Annotated in this window: 18 protein-coding genes; 12 read left to right on the top strand and 6 right to left on the bottom strand. The window is 73.2% G+C overall.

Annotated elements, in window-relative coordinates; translation table 11 throughout:
- Positions 1-36 precede the first annotated feature (36 nt).
- Positions 37-771 (top strand): class I SAM-dependent methyltransferase, encoded by a 735-nt coding sequence (locus VM242_13670; protein HVM06210.1) that lies wholly within the window; start codon positions 37-39, stop codon positions 769-771.
- A 115-nt stretch (positions 772-886) separates the two neighbouring features.
- Here the strand turns inward: VM242_13670 and VM242_13665 are convergent, their stop codons facing one another.
- Positions 887-1,948 carry a hypothetical protein gene (locus VM242_13665; protein HVM06209.1) on the bottom strand — a complete coding sequence of 354 codons (1,062 nt, stop codon included), beginning with the start codon at positions 1,946-1,948 and terminating at the stop codon, positions 887-889.
- Positions 1,949-2,338: 390 nt separating this feature from the next.
- Here VM242_13665 and VM242_13660 point away from each other — a divergent pair, with 390 nt between their 5' ends.
- From VM242_13660 to VM242_13650, 3 genes are read left to right on the top strand one after another with little or no spacing between them, the layout of a single operon-like run.
- The gene (locus VM242_13660) at positions 2,339-3,310 is read left to right on the top strand and encodes a metal ABC transporter substrate-binding protein (GenBank protein ID HVM06208.1); all 972 of its coding nucleotides are present in this window, start codon (positions 2,339-2,341) and stop codon (positions 3,308-3,310) included.
- A gap of 14 nt (positions 3,311-3,324) precedes the next feature.
- Positions 3,325-4,041, top strand: a complete 717-nt coding sequence (locus tag VM242_13655; protein HVM06207.1) for a metal ABC transporter ATP-binding protein — start codon at positions 3,325-3,327, stop codon at positions 4,039-4,041.
- The gene (locus VM242_13650; protein ID HVM06206.1) at positions 4,038-4,877 is read left to right on the top strand and encodes a metal ABC transporter permease; all 840 of its coding nucleotides are present in this window, start codon (positions 4,038-4,040) and stop codon (positions 4,875-4,877) included. Before VM242_13655 ends, VM242_13650 begins: the two co-directional genes overlap by 4 nt.
- A 66-nt stretch (positions 4,878-4,943) precedes the next feature.
- On the opposite strand, the gene VM242_13645 is transcribed toward VM242_13650, so the two are convergent.
- Both VM242_13645 and VM242_13640 read right to left on the bottom strand, forming a co-directional pair.
- Positions 4,944-6,065: a hypothetical protein gene (locus VM242_13645; protein ID HVM06205.1), complete on the bottom strand. Its 1,122-nt coding sequence runs from the start codon at positions 6,063-6,065 to the stop codon at positions 4,944-4,946.
- Positions 6,062-7,039 carry a GTP-binding protein gene (locus VM242_13640; GenBank protein HVM06204.1) on the bottom strand — a complete coding sequence of 326 codons (978 nt, stop codon included), beginning with the start codon at positions 7,037-7,039 and terminating at the stop codon, positions 6,062-6,064. Before VM242_13640 ends, VM242_13645 begins: the two co-directional genes overlap by 4 nt.
- A 111-nt stretch (positions 7,040-7,150) precedes the next feature.
- Between VM242_13640 and VM242_13635 the strand changes: the two genes are divergently transcribed.
- The 5 genes from VM242_13635 (at position 7,151) to VM242_13615 (ending at position 10,324) form a co-directional block, all read left to right on the top strand.
- Complete coding sequence (locus tag VM242_13635; GenBank protein ID HVM06203.1) at positions 7,151-7,513, top strand: metalloregulator ArsR/SmtB family transcription factor; 363 nt, start codon at positions 7,151-7,153, stop codon at positions 7,511-7,513.
- A gap of 2 nt (positions 7,514-7,515) precedes the next feature.
- On the top strand, positions 7,516-7,806 hold the full coding sequence (locus VM242_13630; protein ID HVM06202.1) for a hypothetical protein: 291 nt from the start codon (positions 7,516-7,518) through the stop codon (positions 7,804-7,806).
- 71 nt (positions 7,807-7,877) lie between these two features.
- Positions 7,878-8,300 carry a Fur family transcriptional regulator gene (locus VM242_13625; protein HVM06201.1) on the top strand — a complete coding sequence of 141 codons (423 nt, stop codon included), beginning with the start codon at positions 7,878-7,880 and terminating at the stop codon, positions 8,298-8,300.
- Positions 8,301-8,372: 72 nt separating this feature from the next.
- The gene (locus VM242_13620) at positions 8,373-9,365 is read left to right on the top strand and encodes a GTP-binding protein (protein ID HVM06200.1); all 993 of its coding nucleotides are present in this window, start codon (positions 8,373-8,375) and stop codon (positions 9,363-9,365) included.
- Complete coding sequence (locus VM242_13615) at positions 9,362-10,324, top strand: WD40 repeat domain-containing protein (GenBank protein HVM06199.1); 963 nt, start codon at positions 9,362-9,364, stop codon at positions 10,322-10,324. Before VM242_13620 ends, VM242_13615 begins: the two co-directional genes overlap by 4 nt.
- Before the next feature lie 139 nt (positions 10,325-10,463).
- Here VM242_13615 and VM242_13610 read toward each other — a convergent pair whose 3' ends face one another.
- The 3 genes from VM242_13610 to VM242_13600 form a co-directional block, all read right to left on the bottom strand.
- A complete protein-coding gene (locus tag VM242_13610) occupies positions 10,464-11,417 on the bottom strand; it encodes a zinc ABC transporter substrate-binding protein (protein HVM06198.1) in 954 nt (317 codons plus the stop codon).
- A 121-nt stretch (positions 11,418-11,538) separates the two neighbouring features.
- Positions 11,539-12,264 carry a response regulator transcription factor gene (locus tag VM242_13605; GenBank protein ID HVM06197.1) on the bottom strand — a complete coding sequence of 242 codons (726 nt, stop codon included), beginning with the start codon at positions 12,262-12,264 and terminating at the stop codon, positions 11,539-11,541.
- Positions 12,248-13,390: an ATP-binding protein gene (locus VM242_13600; protein HVM06196.1), complete on the bottom strand. Its 1,143-nt coding sequence runs from the start codon at positions 13,388-13,390 to the stop codon at positions 12,248-12,250. The genes VM242_13605 and VM242_13600 overlap by 17 nt, the downstream gene beginning before the upstream one ends.
- Positions 13,391-13,413: 23 nt before the next feature.
- On the opposite strand from VM242_13600, the gene VM242_13595 reads away from it, so the two are divergent.
- The 3 genes from VM242_13595 (at position 13,414) to VM242_13585 (ending at position 17,901) form a co-directional block, all read left to right on the top strand.
- The gene (locus tag VM242_13595; protein ID HVM06195.1) at positions 13,414-15,366 is read left to right on the top strand and encodes an APC family permease; all 1,953 of its coding nucleotides are present in this window, start codon (positions 13,414-13,416) and stop codon (positions 15,364-15,366) included.
- Positions 15,341-15,898, top strand: a complete 558-nt coding sequence (locus VM242_13590; protein ID HVM06194.1) for a hypothetical protein — start codon at positions 15,341-15,343, stop codon at positions 15,896-15,898. Before VM242_13595 ends, VM242_13590 begins: the two co-directional genes overlap by 26 nt.
- A 1,415-nt stretch (positions 15,899-17,313) precedes the next feature.
- Entirely contained in the window at positions 17,314-17,901 is a 588-nt protein-coding gene (locus VM242_13585; protein HVM06193.1) for a hypothetical protein, read from the top strand.
- Positions 17,902-17,908 lie beyond the last annotated feature (7 nt).

Below are 17,908 nucleotides of genomic sequence, written 5' to 3'. Positions count from 1 at the left end.
GTAGGGCGGCAGCAGGGCGGCGCCTACGCTGCGTCGATGAGCGACTTCGACGCCGGCGAGTACGGCGCCTCGGGCATCGCCGATGACTACGACGCGCTGTACGCCGACCACTGGGAGACCGACGCGGCGGTCGACTGCCTGGTGGAGCTGGCCGACGGCGGGCCCGTGCTCGAGCTCGGCATCGGTACCGGCCGGCTGGCCCTCCCGATGGTGCGCCGGGGGCTCGACGTCCACGGCATCGACGGATCGCCCGAGATGGTGGCGAAGCTCCGGGAGAAGCCCGGTGGCGAACAGCTCCGCGTCGTGATCGGCAACTTCGCCGACGCCGTGGCGGGGGAGGGGTTCTCGCTGGTCGTGCTGGCCGTGAACACGATCTTCGCGTTGCCCGACCAGGACGCCCAGGTGGCGTGCTTCCAGAACGCGGCCCGTCACCTCCGCCCCGGGGGCCGGTTCGTGGTCGAGGCGTGGGTCCCCGACGTCGGCGGGTTCAGGAGCAACCGCCTGCTGCGACCGCGGGTGATCGGGCCCGACGTCCTGTCCATCGAGGCGGCCGAGCTCGACCAGGCCGACCAGCTCATGCGCACCACCCAGGCGGTGTTCGCCGGCGGTCGGGTCCGGCTGTACCCGGCCACCCACCGCTACGCGTGGCCGGCCGAGCTGGACCTGATGGGCCGGCTGGCCGGGCTTCGCAGGGAGAGCCGGTGGGCGGACTGGACGCGTTCGCCCTTCACCGCCGACTCCACGGCCCACGTGACGGTGTACCGCACCTGACACGCGCGGCGCGCGTACATCGCCCGGTTCGCCAGGTGAGGCAGACGCGGTACTGGCCGGCGCGCACGGCGTCGACGGGCTGCTCGTTGCGGTTGCCGCCGGGCCGTACGCCCGCTCAGGAGCGTGCGACCCTCACGTTCAGGAGGAATGACCTCAGCTGGCCGTGCAGACGACCGAAGCCGACGACGTCGCCTCGGTCGTTGATCCCCTCCGCGCTGTGGAGGACCCATGGTGACCCGGGCGGGAGCAGCTCGTTGAGATCGACCGCGTCGTTGGCCCGCCACAGCACCGCTCGGCCCCCGGAGGTGGGTGCCCCGCGGAAGGCACCGACGTGCCCCACGATCTCCCCCCGCTCGTTGATGTCGTTGGCCCGGCTGTGTCGGAACCCGAGGGTGCCGAGGTCGACCGGGCTTCCCGCGCCCGGCCAGACGACGGCGTGCCCGTCCCCGCTCAGGACGCTCGATTCACCAACCGCCACCCTTTGGTTGTTCAGCGCGTAGGCCTGGCTGAAGAGGCCTTCGCCGAGAGAACCGAGGCTGACTGCCGATCCGGGCGTTCCTGCCGGCCAGAGCGTGGCCTCCGACGTGCTGTCGACAACGTTGCGGGACAGTCCTGCGACGTCGCCTCGATCGTTCACCGCCCATGCCCGCCCGGACGATGTCGGCGTTCCGGCAAGGGTCCCGAGGTCCACCGGCTCGGATCCGTCGACGGCGACGAACGGCCTGGTGGCGAAGCCGTTCGAGGCGGCGCCCACGGTGTCGCCGGAGCCGTTCACGTCGTGGGCCACCGCTGTGGACCCGCCGGGGAGCGTGCCGACGTCGGTCATGACGCCATCCTCCCAACGGAAGGCGCGGGGCCGGTTGTTGTCGCTCTCGCCGACGACGACGCCGTCGGGGCTCACGGCGTACCCGCGGCTGAACCCGTTGCCGCCGGGAAGGGACCCGAGCTCGGTGAGGTGGCCGCCCTGCCAGAGGAAGGCCACGAGCTGGCCTCCGGTGGTTCGGGAGTTCCCGGTCACCTGGCGAGCATCGTTGATGTCGAGGGCGAAGGTGGCGCTGCCGCCCAGACTGCCCAGGTCCGTGACCAGGACCGACCCCGGGCGCGCCGAGACGTCGGCGGGGGCCAGTGCGGCCAGGAGAACGGCCAGCAGAGCCGGGATCAGACGATGGCGACGCATGGTTGGCACCTTCCTCATCGGCGAACAGCCCGTAGGCCGTGAACTCGGTGGGCAATGTCGGGCGGCCCTCGCCACCCACCGGCGGTCCGGGCGGTACAATAACAGTTCTCATTCTAGTTCGGGAGGCGGCATGCCCGGCGCAGGCGGGAACCGGCGGCCGCGGCGGTTGGGTGGCCGACGACTTGGGCGGGCCTCGGCTTGCGCGGTACGACGCCACCAGCCCGACTCGGCCTGACAAGCGCCGCCGGCGATCCCGACGCGTGAGAGCTGCGGCGCCACCACCGGCGAGGATCGGTAGGCGGCGTGCCGAGATTGAGAGCGTCCTCCGCTTGTCCCTGCCAATCCGAAACGGTTATTGTTCTCACCAACCGCCGAACTCACCGGGGGCTCATGCCACGCCTGCTTCTTGTCCTCGCCCTCGCCCTCGTCTCGTCCGTCGCTGCCGGCTGTGGAGGCGGAGACGGGTCCGCCGACGACGGTTCCGTCTCCGCGGTGGCCGCCGTCTACCCACTGGCATGGCTCGCGGAGCGCGTGGCGCCCGACGCCGAGGTCACACTGCTGACCGCGGGCGGAGCCGAGGCGCACGACCTCGACCTCACTCCGAGCCAGCGGTCGGCGATCGAGACGAGCGACGTGGTGCTCTACGTGGGCGACATCGGCTACCAGCCGCAGGTCGAGGAGGCGGTGGGAGCAGCGTCGGGGGAGGTGGTGGCACTGTCCGACGTGGCGGGTGATCGCGTGCTGCGGGCGGCCGGGGACTTGCACTCCGACGGCGAGCACGCCGGCGAGGAGAGCGGCGAGCACGCGGGCGAGGAGAGCGGCGAGCACGGCGACGAGGCGATCGACGCGCACATGTGGTTCGACGCCGAGATCATGGCCGAGGTGGCCGAGCGAGTGGGCGCCGCCTTCGCCGCCGCCGACCCGTCGAGAGCGGAGATGTACCGCGAGAACGCCGCCGGCGCCCGCGACGAGCTCATGGGCGTGCGCGGGGACCTGGACGACCTGCTGGGTGGACCGTGCAGGCTCGACGAGGCGGTGGTGAGCCACCAGGCGTACGGTTACCTCCTCCGGCCCTTCGGCCACACCCAGCACGGCGTCACCGGGATCAATCCGGAGGCGGGCGCCTCCAGCGCCGAGCTCGCCGAGCTGGTCGCCGAGATCAGGGCCCAGGGGATCGGCCATGTCCTGGTCGAGCCCGTCGAGGGGCGGAGCGACGCCGAGGTCGTGGCCAGGGAGGCGGGCGTCGAGCTGCTCGAGGTCTCTCCGCTCGACGCCGTCACCGACGCCGAGGCCGGCACCGCCTTCCCCGAGCTGCTCCGCCAGCAGGCCCGCCAGTTCGCCACCGCCCTCGGCTGCCCTTGAGGGGTCGCCGGCCCGTGCCTGCGCCGCGCCCGGTCCTCGAGCTCGACGCCGTCACGTTCGCCTACGGGGCCGTTGCGGTGGTGCGGGACGTGTCGCTGTCCGTCCACAAGGGCGAGTGCGTCGCCGTCGTCGGCCCCAACGGCGCGGGGAAGACCACGATCCTGCGCCTGAGCCTCGGCCTGCTCCGCCCCGACCGCGGGAGCGTGCGCCTCTTCGGCGTGGCCACGGGATCGTTCCGGCAGTGGTGGCAGCTGGGGTACGTCCCCCAGCGGGCGGTCGCGTCTTCGGCGCTGCCGCTGAGCGTCGAGGAGGTGGTTCGCAGCGGGCTGGCGGGCACCAGGCGCGCCGTGCGGCGGGGAAGCGCCACGCGCGAGCGCCTCGAGCACGTCCTGGACCTCATGGGCCTCGCCGACGTCAGGCGCCGGCGGGTGTCGGAGGTCTCGGGCGGCCAGCAGCAACGGGCCCTGATCGCCCGCGCTCTGGTGACCGCTCCGCAGCTGTTGGTGCTGGACGAGCCGACGACCGGAGTCGACGCCGCCGCCAGGGCCGTGCTGCGGCAATCGCTCGAGCACCTGGTGCGGGTCGAAGGCATGGCCGTCGTCTACGTGAGCCACGACCCGGGAGCCTTCACGGGGCTGGCCGACCGGGTGTTGGCGGTCGACGACGGTCAGCTCGTCGACGTCTCCGCCCCCGTCGCCCCGGCCGCCGTCCGCCACGCCGCCGCCACGTGAACCCGTTCGAGTTCGAGTTCATGCAGCGGGCGCTGGTGGCGTGCACGCTGACGGCGGGCGTCGCCCCTCTCGTCGGCAGCTTCATCGTCCAGCGGGGGCAGTCGCTCATCGGCGACGGGATGGGCCATGTCGCCTTCGCCGGGGTGGGCCTGGCCTTCCTGGTCGGCGCCGAGCCGCTTCTCGGTGCGCTGGCGTGCAGCGTCGTCGCCGGCCTGCTCCTGATCCGCATGTCCCGGGCCGGGCTCGCCGGCGACCTCGCCATCGCCTTGATCTTCTACGGGGGGATCGCCCTGGGGTACCTCCTCTCGGCGCGAGCGGGCGCCGGCCAGACGCGCCTCGTCGGCGTGCTGTTCGGAAGCCCGCTCAACCTGAGCTGGGGGCGGGTGTGGCTCATCGCCGTCCTGGCCGCCGCGGTGGTGGCCCTCACCGCGGTCCTCTATCCCCGCCTCGTCGCCCTGGCCTTCAACGAGGAAGCGGCCCGGGTGTCGGGCGTCGCCACCGACCGGATCGTCCTGGCCCTGACCCTGATGGTCTCGCTCGTGGTCGTCGCCGGGATGTCGTCGATCGGCCTGCTGCTCATCGCCGCCATGATGGTCGTACCCGTGGCCGCCGCCGCCCAGCTGGCCTCCAGCTACCGGGGCACGCTCGTCACCGCGTCCGCCGTCGGGTCCTCCAGTGCCGTGGCCGGGCTGTCGGTCGCGCACTACCTCGACTACAGCCCCGGCTCCGCCATCGTGCTCACCGCCATCGCCGCCTACCTGGCGGCGGCGGGGGCCGGAGCCGGCGCCCGCCGGCTGCGCCTGCATCGCGTGGCCCGGTCTGCGCCTGCGCCCTGACCTCGGCCTCCACCGGAGGCGGGCCAGCGGCCAGGTTCGCACCGCGGCCGGGACCGGAGCCGCCCGTCATGGGCGGGACGTAGGCGGTCGGTGACGGAGCCTCAACCGGTGCAGCGAGCCCGCCTCGCCACCGGCGGCCAGGCCGGTGCCGTCGGGCCGCCAGGCGAGGCAGGAGAGGGGCTCGCCCAGGTCGATGCGTTGAAGGGGGTCCCGGGTCTCGTCGGGCTTCCACAACGCGACGTGGCCGTCGGCTCCCACCGACGCCAGGATCTCGCCGCCGGGGTCCCACGCCACGTCGGAGACCCCGCCGGGGTGGGCCGGCAGCGAGACGAAGGCGCTGGGGTGAGCGATAGCGTCCTGGAGCCGGCCCGGCTGCGCAGCTCGGCTGCGGCGGTGGTCCCACACGGCGATGCGGCTCTCCTCGGCGGCTGCCAGGCGGCTCGCCCCGCGGCTCCACGCCAGGCGCCTGACCGGGCCCAGGCGCCCGTGGGCGCGAGCGCAGGGGCCCGGTCCGACGCCGGACACCCACACCCGGCCGCGGAGGCTGCCGGCGGCCACGGTCCCGGCGGCCGCGTCGACCACCATGGTGAGCAGCGCAGCGGCCTCCCAGCGGCTGGCGACGGGCTCGCCGTCCCGAGAAGGCTCGTACCAGCGCAGGCCGCCCACGCCGGCGACGGCGAGGCGGGACGGAAGGCCGGGCGATGAGCGGTCGCTCCACGCCAGGGCGGTCACGGGCCCGGGATGGGGCGCCAGGGTGTGCCACCGGCCGTCGTCGAGGTGCGCCCCGTACACCTCCCGGCCGGCCGCTGCCGCCAGCCAGCCGTCCCGGCTCCAGGCCACCGACCGGACCCATCCGGCCAGCTCCACCTCCATGCCCGTCCCCATCCGGCGGTGGCGCACGACGAGGCGGGCATCCGTGCCGCCGCTGGCGACCCACGCCGAGTCGTGGGACCAGGCCAGGCACAGCGCCCCGCCGGGGTGGAGCGCGATGGGCGACGACGCCGGCGCCGGCGCCTCGTGCCCGCCGCCGGCGACGATCCGTACCTCGCCGCCGAGGGATCCCGCCGCCAGGGCGTCACCCGAAGGGGCCCACGAGACCGCGGTGATGGCGTCGGTGAACGCGTCGCTCGCCTCGGCCTCGAGCCAGGGACGGGCCCAGTCGTCGGTGCGCTGCCCTGCGGCCTTCACGCCCGCGCCTCGGCCAGCCACGTTCGCACCAGGTCGGCGTCGAGCCGGCGGCCCACGAGCAGGGCCCGGCTGCCCGATCCGCCCGGGGCCGACGCAGCCTCGTCGCCCCACGCGATGGTGGTACGCACGCCTGAGCACACCCGACGGCTGGCCGACTGCCGGACCTGGAAGACCGCCTGCAACCTGAGCAGGTCGTGGCCGTGGTGCTCGATCAGCCGGCCCAACCACCCGCGCAACAAGTCGCCGTCGAGATCGCCGGCGAGCTCGATGACGACGGTGCCCGGCTGGTCCGGGTCGAGCGGAGGAGCCGGCGGCACCGGGCGGCTCGACCGCTGGGCCACCGTCGCCAGGTCGAACGAGCGCACACCGGTCAGCCGGGTCGTGTCGAGCTCGCTCGCCTCGGTCAGCCACAGGAGCGACAGGGGGTTGCACCTGCGGAGCTCGCTCGATACCGCGGCCAGCGCGTCGGCGGTCAGGTCCTCCGATCCCGTCACCACGAGGTGGTCGGCGAGGGCCAGCTGGTCGGCCGCACCGGCGGAGCCGGCGAGTGGTTGGGCTGTCGCCAGGCGTGCCGACGCCCGGCGCCCGTCGACGATGACCACGACGGCGTCCAGCTCCGCCAGCCGCTCCACCTCCGAGCTGGCCAGCAGCGTCTGGGCGACGAGGGCGACGTCGCTGTCCTCTCCTGCGGCAACCACGATGCGCGTCAACGGCCGGTGCGAACACGCCAGCACCGGGATCACCGAGAGAAGGTCGAAGCGAACGGCGCAGCAAGGACAGTCGGGGTTGGTCCGGAACGTCTCCTCGGCGACGTCGACCACCCGGGCACCGACGGAGACGGGAGGCGCGTGGGCGCTGACGACGACGCCATCGGGCGACGCCAGGGCGTCGGCGATGGCCCACCGGGTGGCCTCGCAGGCGCCGGTCACCACCGTGATGGGGACCGTGGCTCGTCGGTTCGCCTGGCTCGCCATCCCCTCACCGTACCACACGATGAGAACGATTCTCACCCCCGGTGCGAGCGGGGCGGGCAGGGTGCGTAGGCTGCGCGACACATGCAGCCATGCGCATGATATGATACGTGGGTGCGGCGTCCCGGGGCTGGCAGTGGAGGCGAGGTGTTGACCGCTCCGCCGCCGGACCTCGAAGCAGCCGCCGAGTTGCTCCGGGCGCTGGCGAACGTCCACCGGCTTGCCATCGTGCACGAACTGGGGACCGGCGCCCGATGCGTCCACGAGCTGGTGGACGCCCTGGGGCTCTCCCAGCCGCTCGTGTCGCAGCATCTCCGGGTGCTCCGGTCGACCCACCTGGTCCGGACCGAGCGCCGGGGCCGGGAGATCGCCTACTCGCTGGGCGACGAGCACGTCGCCCACATCGTCCACGATGCCATCGTTCACGCCCACGAGCTGCGGCCGTCCCGCCAGCTCTCCACCGAGGAGGAACAGTGACCATGACCCATACGACACACGCCGAGCACGATCACGCGCACGGCTCGACATGCGGGCACGTCGCCGTGGACCACGGCGACCATACCGACTACCTCCACGACGGCCACGCCCATCGTGAGCACGACGACCACTGGGACGAGTGCGAACCTGTCGCCCACGTGACCCACGACGGCCACGACCACGAGCACGGCTCGGGGTGCGGCCACGATGCGCTGGACCACGGCGGCCACACCGACTACCTGCACGACGGGCACCGCCACGCCTCGCACGACGGTCATTGGGACGAGCACTGAGCCTCCCGTCCGGGCGACCGCTCGACGATCCCGGCCGCGGATCGGATCAGACGGATGGCCGGCTGCACGTGGTGGCGGAGGAGCGCCTCGCCGCCCTAGACCTGCGCTACACCGCCAGCCGGCGCCGGCTGGTCGAGACCATGGAGCGGGCGGGGCACCCCCTGACCATCGGCGAGATCCTGCGCCGGACCGAGGGCGTCCCACAGAGCTCGGCCTACCGGAACGTCACCGTCCTGTGTGACGCCGGGATCGCCGTCCGCCTCCCCGGAGCCGACGAGTACGGCCGGTTCGAGCTGGCCGAGGACCTGGCCGGTCACCACCACCACCTCGTGTGCCGGCGGTGCGGAGCGGTGACGGATCTGGTGGCGGCCACGCGGCTCGAACGAGTGCTGCGCGAGGCTGCCTCGCAGGCGGTGGCCGAAACCGGGTTCGAGGTCACCGGGCACCGCCTCGACTTCGAGGGCCTGTGCCGTCGCTGCGGAGACGGCGGCTGATCCTCCCTCGTCTCGACCCACATCGTGCGGGGCAGTTGGTGTGAGAACAAGTCTCATTCTATAGTACGCGGCATGCCTGAAGAACTGCCCTCCGCGCCCGCCGGGGCGGGCGCCGCCGAGCGGGGCGGACCGGTGGCCGTCACGGTGGTCGCCGGAGGGCCCGAGGCGGCAAAGCTGGCGCTCGACCTGGCCGCCTTCACCGCAGCCGAAGCGGTGTGCCTGATCGGCCCACACGGAGCGGTCGAGGGGCCAGCCGTCGAGGGTGTGCTCACCGTGCCGGCGGAGGCGGCGACCGGCTACCGCACGACGGGCTGCGAGTGCTGCTCGATCCGGGTCGACGTCGTCGACGGGCTGCGCTTGTCCCTGCGGCGCCGTCACCCGCCGCGCCGCGCCCTCCTGGTCACGCACCATGACGCCGTCGGCGTCGCCCAGACGCTGCTCACCGACCCCGACCTGACCGGCCAGACCTTCCTCGACGCCGTCATCGCCACGTGCGACGGCCCCGCCATGGCCACCCGGCTCGCCACCGGCGGCCGGCTGGGGACCGAGGCGGAGATGGAGACGCTGGCGATGGCCGACGCCGTGGTCGTGGCCCGAGCCGACCGGCTGCGGCCCGCCGTCGTGCGCCGCGTGCGCCACGCCGTGCGCGGTGTGAACCGGACCGGTCCCGTCCGGGCGTGGGTCGGGAGCCCTGCAATGCTCGGTTCGCTCCTCGACCGCCGGGCGTGGCACGGCCGCATGGCCTCGGTGCACGACGCGCGCCCGGCGCCCCACGAGGCGCCGGCCACCGTCGTCGTCGACGCCGACGGGCCGCTCGAGGCGGAGGGCGTCCGTGCCTGGCTGGACGGTGTCCTCGACGACCACGCCTCACGCCTGCTCCGGCTCCAGGGCGAGCTGTGCCTGGTCGACCGGGAGAGCGCGGTCGACTGCCTCGGCATGCGGTCGATCGTGATGACGCAGCCAGGCAGGAGGCTTCACGGCACCGCCTCGCAGGTGGCGCTGGTGGGGTGGGGGCTCGACCGGGCGAACCTGGCGGCCGGCCTGCGATCCCACGCTGCGCCGTGAACACTCCAGCCGCCGCGTCGCTCCGGCCGGTCGGCGAGGCCTGCCTGCCGGAGGCGGTGGTCGGGTTGGCGTGGATCGGCTCGTCGCTCGCCTGCACGTGCGCCGACGGGTCCGTGCACGTGGACGGGAGGCCCGACCTCCGCCGCCCCCCCGGGCCCGGGGTGGTCGTCGCCGTGGCCTGCGGCCCGGCGTGGGAGATGGCCACCATCGACCACCGCGGAGACGTCCGGGTCGGGCAGGCGGCCCAGCGCCTCGGCGGCTGGGGCCGGCGGGTGTGGTGGTCCGACCCCGGGCGGCTGGTCGCCGTCACCTCGGCCGGGGTCCACGGCGGCCGGCCGGGGGAGCTGGCGCCGATCCGATGCGACGTCGGCCACGTCGTCGACGCCTGCCTGCTCCCCGGGAGCCGGGTGGCCCTCGGTACGGCCGACGGCCTGGTGATCGTCGACCACGAGAACGGCACGGTGGACGCCGAGCGGAGGACGTCGATGGCCTGCGCCTTCGCCCTGTCGGCCGACGGTCAGCGCCTCGCCGTGGGCGAGGCGGGCGGGTCCGTGCACGTCGTCGACCTCGTGTCGGGCCTGGGGACCGGCGTGGACGGCTACGGGACGCCGGTGCGCCGCCTGACGTGGGCCGGGGAGCACCTCGTCGTCTGCGACCTCGATGAGGTGAACAGCTGGCCGGTCACGGCCGACGGGAACGTCGCGGTGGACGCGCCCGTTCGCCTGCTCGCGCACGACGGGCCGATCGCGGCGCTCGCCTCACGGGGCGGCAACGTCGTCGCCGCCGGAGACGCCGCCGGGCGCCTGCTGCTGCTGGCGGCGGACCGGGAGGAGCGAGCGCTGGCCCAGGCCGAACTGCCGGCGGGGGTGGCCAGCCTGGCATGGTCGACATCGGGGTGGCACCTGGCCGTCGGATGTCTCGACGGCACGCTCCGACGCTTCGACCTCAGTCTCGGCTGACGGCGTCGGCCCGTCGTCGGCCCGTCCCGTCGGCCGTACCGCGCGACGGCGAGAGCCGCGGCCCCCGGCCGGGCGACGGCGTCGCGACGGGTTGCCGCGCCCGCCGTTGCCGGCCGAGCGGCGTCGGGTGCCGACGACCTCAGCGACAGCCGAGGGCCCGGCGCAGCACCGCCAGGTTCTCGCGCATCACCGCTGGGTAGTCCTTCCCGGCCTCGGCATCGGGCACGCTGAGCCCCTCCAGGGGGCTGAGCGCGGCGGTCGCCACGCCGGCCTCGCGGGCGAGCGCCTCGGCCACCGCCGGCGAGACGAGCTCCTCGAAGAACACGGTGGTGATGCCTTTCTCCCGGATCTGATCGGTGAGCTGGGCGAGGCGCCTGGGATCGGGCTCGGCCTCGGGCGACAGCCCGGCGATGGGGAGCTGCACGAGGCCGTAGCGGCGGGCGAGGTAGTGAAAGGCGGCATGGGCGGTGACGATGTCTCGACGCTCGCATGTCGCCAGCCCCGCCTGGATGTCGGCGTCGAGGCTCGCCAGCTCGCGCTTGTACGCCTCGGCGTTCGCCCGGAACGTGCCGGCACCGTCGGCGTCCACCTCGACCAGGGCGTCGACGACCGCGTCGGCGGCCTGTGCCATCAGCGTGGGGTCGAGCCAGAAGTGGGGATCGAGACCGCGGCCCTCGGCGTGCTCGCCCTCGTTGGCCTCGCCGACGTGCCCCTCGTCGGCATCGACGGCATCGTGGGCGCCCTCCTCCAGCGAGATCGTGTCGAGAAGGTCCAGGGTGGCGGAGTCCCGGCGGGAGGCGATCTCGGCGACGCCGGGCTGGAACCCGTTGCCGAGGTAGACGACGAGATCGGCGTCCTCGAGCTGGTCGAGCTGGTGCGAGGTCAGCTCGAGATCGTGGGGCTCGGCCCCCGCCGGCGTCAGGTTGGAGACGCGGACCCGGTTGCCCCCCACCCGACCGGCGACCTCGGCGACCGGGTAGAAGCTCGCCACCACGGCGAGCCGGCCGTTCGCTCCGCCGGCGGCGGCGGCGTCACCGTCGCTCCCGCAGCCCACCAGACCGGCCGACGCCAGCGCCGTCACGATGGCTGCCACGGCGCGGCGCGGCCGATGGCGGGGCCGGGGACGGGTGGGAACTGTTCGCATGGCCTTCAAACATAGAACAATAACCGTTCTCAATCAACGTCCGGCGCGACTCGCCCCCGCGGCCTACGCGCTACTGCTGCGGCCCGCTGTCCAGCTGGTCGGCCGGATCGACGAGGCGATAGCCCACCCCGGGCTCCGTGACGAGGGCGGGGTGGGCAGGGTCGTCGGCGAGCTTCTTGCGGACCTGACTGGCGTAGACCCGCAGGTACTGCGTCTCCTTCGCGTATTCGGGCCCCCACACCTCGTGGAGGAGCATGCGATGGGTCAACACCCGGCCCGGGTGGCGGGCCAGGGCGGCGAGGAAGGCGAACTCCTTGGGCGTGAGCTCCACCTCGGTGCCGCGCACGCGAACCTGGTGGCGAGCGAGGTCCATCTCGATGTCGCCCACGGTCAGGGTGACGTCGATACCGGTACCGTCGGCCGGGCGGTGGCGGCGGAGAGCGACCCGGACGCGGGCGAGGAGCTCGGGCGTGGAGAACGGCTTGGTGACGTAGTCGTCGGCTCCCTCGTCCAGTGCCTCGATCTTGCGGGACTCGGCGCCCTCGGCGGTGAGCACGATGATCGGGGTGTCGGTCCACTTCCGCAACTGCCGACAGACGTCGATCCCGTCGATGTCGGGCAGGCCCAGGTCGAGGATGATCACGGCCGGCTGCCGGGTGGCGACCTCGGTGAGCGCCTCCGCCCCGGTGGTGGCGACCGCCACTCGGTGGTCGCGGGCACGCAAGGCCGCCGAGAGCGCCCGCAGGATGCCGGGCTCGTCGTCGACGACCAGGATCAGCTCAGTCTCGCCGGGCATGGCTCTTCGGAACGCTGAACCGGAAACGGGCCCCTCCCCCCGGCGAGCCCTCGGCGGTGATGGAACCTCCGTGGGCCTCCACGATGGCTTTGCAGATGGCGAGGCCGATGCCGCTCGACGAGCTCCCGTCGCCGGCGCTGAAGGGCTCGAAGATGCGCCGGCGCTCGAACGGCGCCACGCCCGGCCCCTCGTCGTCGACCCAGATCTCCACGTGCTCGTCGGTCTCCCGGCCTCCGATGCGCACCGTCGAGCCTCTCGGGGCATGGCGGGCGGCGTTCTCGAGGAGGTTGCTCACGACCTGGTCCAGCTGGGTGTAGTCGCCGTCGACCATGGGCAGCGGCGGGACCTCCAGTTGCACCCGGCGATGGACGAAGAGCCGGTCCAGGCGCTTCACCGTGTGGGCCAGCAGCTCGTCGATGACCACCGCCTGGCGGTCGGGACGGAGGGCTCCGGCTTCGATCCGGCTCAGGTTCAGCAGGTTGGCGACCAGCCGGTCCAGGCGCTCGACCTCGTCCGCCACCAGCCCCAGCAGCTCGCTGCGGGTGGCGTCGTCGTAGGGCGCTCCGCCCAGCAGGTCGGACACCACGGCGCGCACCGTGGCGAGGGGTGTGCGCAGGTCGTGCGACACCGACCGCAGCAGTGCGCTTCGTTGTTCGTCGATCCTCTCGAGCACGGTCGCCCGCATTGCTTCCTCGCCGAGGCGTTCCCGCTCGTGGTGCACCTTCTGGAGCTCGGCGTTCAGCATCTGCAGCTCGGCCGCCCGCTCCTCGGCTGACTGTCGGCGCTCGCCCTCCCTGGCCACCAGCGAGCCGACGACGACGGCCACCAGCCCGAACACGGTCAGCGCCACGCCGTCGTCCAGGGCGTCCACGGTGAGGGTCCAGTGGGGCGGGATGAACACGACGTTGTACGCGAGGACGGCGACGGGCACGACCACCAGGGCTGCCAGCCGGCCGCCGACCAGCCCGGCCACCACGATGGCCACGACCAGCGCCAGGGCGGGGGAGGCGCGGGTGATGTCCGAGCGGAAGGGGACCAGTGCGGCGCTGAGGCCGATCACGAGGACCACGCCGGCGACGCATCCCCACAGTGGGCGGGGGCGGAGAGCAATCCTGCCGGCGGCCACGGATTGATCTTTACGGTTTCCTGATGCCCACCGGGCCGTTTTTACGCCTTCTTGACATCGGGACGGGTGACAGTGGTTCCGTGCTCGCCATGGCCAAGCGCCTGCTCGTCGGCCGGCCCCTGTCCTCGGCCGACGCCGACCACCAGCGGCTGCCCAAGACGATCGCGCTGGCGACCTTCTCGTCCGACCCGATCTCCTCCACCGCCTACGCCACCGAGGAGATCCTTTTCGTCACCGCCGTGGGCGCCTCCAGCCTCGCTCTCGGCCTCGAGAAGCTGGTTCCGATGGCGATCGCGGTGGCGGTGCTCCTCGCCATCGTCGTGACCTCCTACCGACAGACCATTTTCGCCTACCCGAGCGGGGGCGGCGCCTACATCGTCAGCCGGGAGAACCTGGGCGAGTACCCGTCGCTGGTGGCGGCCGCCTCCCTGCTGGTCGACTACATCCTGACCGTGGCCGTGTCGGTGTCCGCCGGCGTCGCCGCCCTCGTGTCCCTCGACGCCTTCCACCATCTCGAGGACCAGCGGGTCGCCATCTGCCTGTTCTTCGTGGTGCTCCTCACCGCCGGGAACCTGCGGGGGGTCAAGGAGTCGGGGAAGATCTTCGCGGCACCCACCTACATCTACATCGTGATGCTCACCGCCATGGTCGTCTACGGCTTGGCGCGGGAGTTCTTCGGCGACATCGCCCCCGTGCCGTTCGACGCCGAGCGGGCCGAGGACGTGCGGCGAGCGGGCGGGGAGCTGTCGCTGTTCCTGGTCCTCCGGGGGTTCTCGTCGGGTGCCGTCGCCCTGTCGGGCGTCGAGGCCATCTCCAACGGCGTTCCCGCCTTCCGGCGGCCGGAGTCGAAGAACGCCGCCACCACCCTCACCGTCATGGGCTTCATCCTGGGGACGCTGTTCCTCGGGGTGACCGTGCTCGCCCATCACCTCGCCCCGTACCCGACCCACGAGGAGACGGTCATCTCTCAGCTGGGACGGGCCGTGTTCGGAGTCGGCCCGCTGCACACCCTGCTCCAGTTCGCCACCGCCGGCATCCTGATCCTGGCCGCCAACACCGCCTACGTGGACTTCCCCCGGCTGGCCAGCATCGTGGCCCGGGACGGCTACTTGCCCCGGCAGTTCGCCAACCAGGGTGACCGGCTGGTGTTCTCCAACGGGATCCTGTTCCTGGCCGTGGCGGCCGGCGCCCTGCTGGTCGCCTTCGGCGGCCTCACCACGCTGCTCATCCCGCTCTACGCCGTCGGGGTGTTCACGTCGTTCACCCTGAGCCAGTCGGGCATGGTGCGCCACCACCTCCGCCTGCGAGAGCGCGGGTGGCAGCGGGGGGTGGCCGTCAACGCGGTGGGCGCGGTGGCCACCGCCGTGGTGCTCGCGATCGTCGCCGTGACGAAGTTCGCGGTGGGGGCGTGGCTGCCCATAGTGGTGGTGCCGCTCATCATCGCCCTGTTCGTGTCCATCAAGCGCCACTACACCCGCGTCGAGGCCATCCTGGCCGTCGAGCCCGGACCGGTACGCCCCCGGTCCATGGACCACACCGTCGTGGTCCTCGTCGGCCGGGTCCACCGGGGCACCATCGAGGCACTGGACTACGCCCGGTCACTGCGCCCCAACCACCTCACCGCCGTCCACGTGTCCTCCCAGGACGGCGACGTGGCTGCCATCGAGCGGGACTGGGCAGCCTTCAAGTTCGACATCCCGCTCGAGATCGTCCCCTCCCCCTACCGGGAGCTCACCCCGGCGGTCGAGCGCTACCTCGACGACCTGGACGAGCGCTGGCGGGGCGACACGGTCACCATCGTGATCCCCGAGTTCGTCACCGGGCGGCTGCTGTCGCCGACCCAGCTGCTCCACAACCAGAGCGCGGCCGCCCTCAAGCTTGCCCTCCTGTTCCGCCAGGGCACCGTGGTGACCTCGGTGCCGTACCACATCGAGAGCTCCGGCCCCGACGATGGCGAAGCGCGACCCGGTCGTTGAGCGCCCGGCGGATCGGCGCCACACGGCCATCGTGCTGGTGTCGGTGGTCGACCGCCGCATCCTTCCGGCGCTGCGGTTCGTGTCCCGGCTTCCCGACACCGACGTGCGGGCCCTGCACGTCTCGGTCGACGCTGCCGAGACGCGCAGACTGGCCGGGGACTGGATGGAGCTCGGCCTCACCTGGCTGCCCCTCCACGTCCACGACGCATCGGCCGAGGCCCTCGGCGACTCGCTCCGCGCCGCCGTCGGGCAGCAATCGGCATCAGCCCGGCACGTGACGGTGGTCGTGCCGGAGCTGGACTTCGACCGGTGGTGGCACCCACTGCTGCACCGGCGCAGCGCCCGGCGCATCGCCCATCTCCTTCAACCGCTCCCCGGGGTGACGGCCGTGATCGTCCCGTACGCCGCGTCGCTGCCGAGCCGGCCGCACCGGACCGATCGGACCGATGGGGCGCGTCGCGTGGACCCCGGCAGGGCGGCCCAGCACTTCTCAGTTCGCAGCAAAGGTGTACGAGGACGGAAGGTCGAGTGATGGCGCCGAGGAGGACCCCGGGAAGTGGGCGCGAAGGGATCCGCCGAGGCCCGAGTACAACAGCCAGCCGGAAGTGCGCGACCACGCCGCTGCCACCACTGGCTCCCCCACGGGGACCTCCGAGCCGGGGATCTCGAGCGTGCCGACGGTGGCCACGTCGATCGTCCCGAGACGAGCGGCACCCGCCTCTGCGGCGCCGGCGGCCGCTGCGAACGCGGCCAGCTTCGTCCCGTCCGGAGAGAACGTTCCGCCGCGCACCTACTCCGACCCGGGCGGCGCGGCGACGACCCGGTCACGGCCCGAGTCGACGTCGGCAGGTGCAGCGCGCAGGCGGTCGCTCCGACGCACCGTCCATGGGCCTCGGTCACCCACGCGACCACGCGCCCGTGGGCATCGAGGACGTCACCGGCACGCCCGAGGCCGTCGCTGATGCGTCGGGCCGGGTGTCGTAGGGACGAGCGTCCCGTCGACTCGTTGCAGCACGAGCCGGTCCGGCCCGGCGGCGACGACGGGCGCCGTACCGGCGGGAGCGCGACGGGGGCGCCAGACGGTCCCCGCCGCCACTGACCAGCTCGACCTCGACCGGCGAGGGCGGCTGGCCGCGGACGAGCCGGACGGCCCCGGGGTGATCGGCGGGAAGGACCGAGTCAGCAGCGCCGAGCATCCGCACGACGAGCCGGGAGCCGGGGCCGGGTCCACGGCGCCGGCGAGCCGCGCCTGGCCGGCCGACGTGAAGACGAAGGACGCCCCGAGCGCGAGCGGATGCTCGGGATAGGCCTCGACGGGCAGTTCCGACATGACGGAGCGCCCCGTCCGGAACGTCCGGGGAGGCTCGACGAAGGATCTGGCCTCTCCGCGGCCCGGGCCGGTCGTGGTAGGCGCAGCCGTACTCGTCTCGGCCCACGCCGAGCCGCCCGCCGGCGGCGCGGCGTCGTCACCCTGTCGAACGACAGCCGCGGTGACGGCCACAACGACGACGGCGACGACGACACTCGCCGGCGGGACGCGGGGCAGGCGGGAAGCGGGTGCACGCTCGACCGGCACTTCCAGCACCGGAGCGGCCCGGACATCGGCGTCGCACTCCGGGCATCGAGCAGCCCACTCCGACACGGCTGCGCCGCAGCCCGGGCACCGAACCACGGCGCGTGATCGTAGGGGCGAGGGCGCCTACGACGGGGCAGGGACGGATCGGCTCGAGCGCTGACTGGCGCAGGCGCACGGCGAGCGTCTCAGTACGACCGGTTCTCCTCTTCAGCGACGGCGCGCAACTGCCGATACAGGTGGATGCGGACTGATGGAGCGGCCCCCGCGGGTCCTCGCCGTCGGGTTCGCATCCTCGAGGGAGGCCGCGTCCTCCGGAATGGGGCGCGTGCCGCCACGGGGTGCCACCAGACCCGAGCCGTCGCTGTCCGGCCGTGACCGACACCGCAGAGTCCTGGCGGCGCGCGCACGCGGCACTGGTCGCCGTGGTCGAGCGTTCGCCCGATATCACCGCCCTGCTCGCTGACGACGGCACGGTCGAGTACGGCAGCCATGCCCTGGAAACCATGCTCGGCCGGTGGCCGCAGGGCCTCCTCGGGCGCCCGTTCGCCGCCTTGGTGCACCTCGAGCTGACCGAGCGGGGCGAGCTCGACGCCCCCTACGTCATCACCTGGGAGGGCTCGGTGTGCGACGAGCGCACCGTCGGCGACGGGTTCTGGTCGGGCCTGGGCACTTCCGGCGATGGCGGCCAGGGCACGAGCAACGACTGGCTGCGCCGGCTCGCCCCTCGAGCGGCCGCTCTCGTCGCTGTCGGCACGTGCGGGGCGTGGGGTGGAGTCCCCTCCGGGAAGGGAAACCCGACGGGAGCGATGGGCGTGGGAGCCTTTCTCGGAGACGAGTACCGCTCCGCCGCCGGGCTCCCGGTCGTGAATGTCCCCGGCTGCGCTCCCCTCGGCGACAACTACACCGAGAGGCCGCCCTCTCCTGGCGCTGAACCAGCTGGCGCCGCTACCGGAGTTTGACGAGCTC

The organism is Acidimicrobiales bacterium (assembly GCA_035540975.1).
Lineage (GTDB): Bacteria > Actinomycetota > Acidimicrobiia > Acidimicrobiales.
This window is presented reverse-complemented; position numbering and strand designations above follow the sequence as displayed.

Bases quoted from the DNA above. Each gene is read 5' to 3' on its own strand.
- VM242_13670 (HVM06210.1), top strand. From the start codon at position 37: ATGAGCGACTTCGACGCCGGCGAGTACGGCGCCTCGGGCATCGCCGAT.
- VM242_13665 (HVM06209.1), bottom strand. From the start codon at position 1,948: ATGCGTCGCCATCGTCTGATCCCGGCTCTGCTGGCCGTTCTCCTGGCC.
- VM242_13660 (HVM06208.1), top strand. From the start codon at position 2,339: ATGCCACGCCTGCTTCTTGTCCTCGCCCTCGCCCTCGTCTCGTCCGTC.
- VM242_13640 (HVM06204.1), bottom strand. From the start codon at position 7,039: ATGGCGAGCCAGGCGAACCGACGAGCCACGGTCCCCATCACGGTGGTG.
- VM242_13630 (HVM06202.1), top strand. From the start codon at position 7,516: ATGACCCATACGACACACGCCGAGCACGATCACGCGCACGGCTCGACA.
- VM242_13620 (HVM06200.1), top strand. From the start codon at position 8,373: ATGCCTGAAGAACTGCCCTCCGCGCCCGCCGGGGCGGGCGCCGCCGAG.
- VM242_13605 (HVM06197.1), bottom strand. From the start codon at position 12,264: ATGCCCGGCGAGACTGAGCTGATCCTGGTCGTCGACGACGAGCCCGGC.
- VM242_13595 (HVM06195.1), top strand. From the start codon at position 13,414: ATGCCCACCGGGCCGTTTTTACGCCTTCTTGACATCGGGACGGGTGAC.
- VM242_13590 (HVM06194.1), top strand. From the start codon at position 15,341: ATGGCGAAGCGCGACCCGGTCGTTGAGCGCCCGGCGGATCGGCGCCAC.